At 68.0% G+C, this 2,835-nt stretch carries 5 protein-coding genes; 3 read left to right on the top strand and 2 right to left on the bottom strand.

Annotated features, from left to right (window positions below; translation table 11 throughout):
- Positions 1-38: 38 nt before the first annotated feature.
- On the bottom strand, positions 39-257 hold the full coding sequence (locus AC08OX_RS16730) for a helix-turn-helix domain-containing protein (RefSeq protein ID WP_476608672.1): 219 nt from the start codon (positions 255-257) through the stop codon (positions 39-41).
- 277 nt (positions 258-534) lie between these two features.
- Between AC08OX_RS16730 and AC08OX_RS16735 the strand changes: the two genes are divergently transcribed.
- Together AC08OX_RS16735 and AC08OX_RS16740 are read left to right on the top strand one after the other, a co-directional pair.
- Positions 535-825, top strand: coding sequence for a nucleotidyltransferase family protein (locus AC08OX_RS16735; RefSeq protein ID WP_035912985.1), 291 nt, complete (start codon positions 535-537; stop codon positions 823-825).
- A complete protein-coding gene (locus AC08OX_RS16740) occupies positions 815-1,186 on the top strand; it encodes a HepT-like ribonuclease domain-containing protein (RefSeq protein WP_476608673.1) in 372 nt (123 codons plus the stop codon). Before AC08OX_RS16735 ends, AC08OX_RS16740 begins: the two co-directional genes overlap by 11 nt.
- Before the next feature lie 382 nt (positions 1,187-1,568).
- On the opposite strand, the gene AC08OX_RS16745 is transcribed toward AC08OX_RS16740, so the two are convergent.
- Positions 1,569-1,910: a MerR family transcriptional regulator gene (locus AC08OX_RS16745; protein WP_476608674.1), complete on the bottom strand. Its 342-nt coding sequence runs from the start codon at positions 1,908-1,910 to the stop codon at positions 1,569-1,571.
- A gap of 64 nt (positions 1,911-1,974) precedes the next feature.
- Between AC08OX_RS16745 and AC08OX_RS16750 the strand changes: the two genes are divergently transcribed.
- Positions 1,975-2,835, top strand: an 861-nt coding sequence (locus AC08OX_RS16750) for an LLM class F420-dependent oxidoreductase (RefSeq protein ID WP_476608675.1), incomplete at its 3' end; no start/stop codon positions are given.

Here is a 2,835-nt window from a genome sequence, read left to right on the forward strand (position 1 = left end):
CCTCAGTCCAGGCCGCGAGAGTGCTCACCTGCCGGCGGCTACCGGCACCGAGCCTGCCCTACGGCGACCCGGTAGCTCTCATTAGGCCGCGACGGGTCAGCTCGGCGGCCAGCTCGGGCCAGCTCGGGGCAGCTCCAGCGGACCAGCGGTACCCCGGTCTCGGCCGGGAGCTGGCAGACCAGCGCGACGAGCTCGGCGCGCTCCAGCTCGCTGATCCGCCGCGGCCGCCCCGAGCGGGGCCGGTCGCAAAGCCCCACGCATGGAACTGGCTCGCCGACGATGACCGTCCCAACTGGGAAGCCTGGTCCGAATGGTCACCCTGGCATGAGATGCCGCCAGTTGGCTAACGCGCTACCTCCCCGAACAAGAATTCGTAGCCCCGGACGTGTGCCGCGTGACCCGTCCGGAAGGTGATCTCTTGGGCGCACCGCTGGTCGCCCCGGCCTTCTTGTTCCTCGGACGGGGCCAGGTCACCTCGTTGGAGGCGGTGTCCGAGCCGTGCGGTCGTGGCTGCCTGGAGGCGATAATGGCGATGTGACCGTCGACCTTCGTGACAGCCGGATCGCCGAGGTGTGCCGACGCTACGGGGTCGCCGAGCTCTCCGTCTTCGGCTCGGTGGCTCGTGGCGACGACACCGACTCCTCGGACGTCGACCTGCTGTATGTGCTGGCGCCCGACTCGAAGCTTGGCTTCGAGATCGTCGATCTTCGGGACGAGCTCGAAAAGATCGTCGGTCGGCACGTCGACCTGGTACCCAAGTCCCGGCTGAAGTGGGTCATCCGCGACCGGGTACTCGCGGAGGCTCGGGTCCTCTATGCGGCGTGACGAGCTCTACCTCGTCGACATGATCGAAGCGGCGGCTGCCGCGACGACGTTCGTCCAGGACGCCGACGAGGCCGCCTTCCTGGCGAGCGACCTGATCCAGAGCGCCGTTCTGCAGAAGCTCCTGGTGATCGGCGAGGCAGCCGGTCGAGTCTCGCCCGAGATCCGCGACCGCTGGCCGGATGTGCCGTGGCGGTCCGTCACGGGCTTCCGCAACATCGCTGTTCACGCGTACTTCGAGGTTGACTGGTCAATCGTGTGGCGCATCGCCACGACCGCGCTGCGCGAGCTTCAGGAGCAACTGGCAACGCTCCTGAAGGCAGAGTTCCCGCTCGTCGCCAGTCAGCTCGATCAGCCGCACTGACCGCGGGTACATCGCCCCCGGGTGCGGACGTTCTGACCATCACCCCTCCTCGGCGCGACCGCGACCCGAGCACGGGCACATTCAGAGGCGGAAGAGGAGGGTGGACGCGACCACGGTGCCCAACGCGCACGGTCACCAGGAAGCCCGGAAGTGCCCGGAACCGCTAGGTGTTCGGAACGCGTGTTCTACCCGGTAGGCGATGTTCCGGTCGGCGTGGTCACCGAGCATCGTCCCTGTTCGGGGCACGTGTGGCGACCGGCCGGACGGTGATTTCAGGGCCAGCAACCAAGATTGACCGGTTCTTATCGTGGTGCGTTAGGTCCACTAGTATCGGCGGCTGACGGGTTCTGCGCCCCGGAGGCCCGGCTACTTCCTGTGGCGCTCAGGCCGCGAGCATCGTCGAGATCAGGAAACGTGCGCGATCGAGGTACGCGGCCTGTAGCTCCAGCCGGTCCAGCTCGCGGCGCAGTGTCGCCGACAGCTGGGCACACGGCACGATCCGCGGCGTCGCGTCGATGGTGCAGGGCAGCACCTGGCAGATCGTCGCCACCGACAGTCCGGCGCCGAGCAGCACCTGGATCCGGGCCACCGTCTCCACCGCGGACTCCGGGAAATGGCGGTAGCCGTTGGCGCCGCGCTCCGCCACGAGCAGTCCGTTCTTCTCGTAATGGCGCAAGGACCGCACGCTGGCGCCGGTTTGTGTCGACAGCTCGCCGATCAACATCAGGACCAGCCTCCAGCCCTCGCTCTTGACCCTGACACTGATGGCAGACACTACGGTGCGACGCATGGATATCGGGATCTTCACCGCGGTCACTGACGAACAGATCAGGCCTGCTCAGCTCGCCCGGGTGATCGAGGAGCGCGGCTTCGAATCACTGTTCGTCACCGAGCACACCCACATCCCCGCCCGACGGGAGACACCGCACCCCGAGCTTGGTGAGATTCCCCGCGACTACTACCGAAATCTTGATCCTTTCGTCAGTCTGACGGCCGTGGCGACCGCGACCACCCGGTTGCGCGTGGGCACCGCGGTCGCGCTCGTGGTCCAGCGGGACCCGCTCCTGTTGGCGAAGGAAGCGGCCAGCCTGGACCTGGTCAGCGAGGGCCGTTTCGAACTCGGCGTCGGCGCCGGCTGGCTGCGTGAGGAGATGCGCAACCACGGCACCGACCCGGCGACTCGAATGGCGCTGATGCGGGAGCGGCTGGCCGCGGTGAAGGCGCTTTGGACCACCGAGGAGGCGGAGTTCCACGGTCGCTTCGTCGATTTCGATCCGGTCTTCCAGTGGCCCAAGCCTGTGCAGCGACCGTATCCGCCGGTCTGGATCGGGGGATGGGGCCCGACGACCTTCCGCCGGATCATCGCCGGGCGCGACGGCTGGCTCACTCCACCCCTTCCGGTCGACCAGCTGATCCAAGGCCTGGACGAGCTGGCCGAGGAGGCGGACCGGGCCGGGGTGGCGACGCCACCGGTGACCGTTCCGCTCATGGATCCCGACGAGGCCACGCTCGAGAGGCTGCGCGCTCGTGGTGTCCGTCGCGCCCTGTTCGGGCTGCTCACCATCACCGACGCCGACGCGACGCTGCGCGCGCTGGACCAGCTGGGACCGCTGGCCAGGGCCGGAGGCAGCGTCAAGCAGCCAACTACC

The sequence above is a fragment of the Frankia sp. CoBUL1 genome (assembly GCF_978021245.1).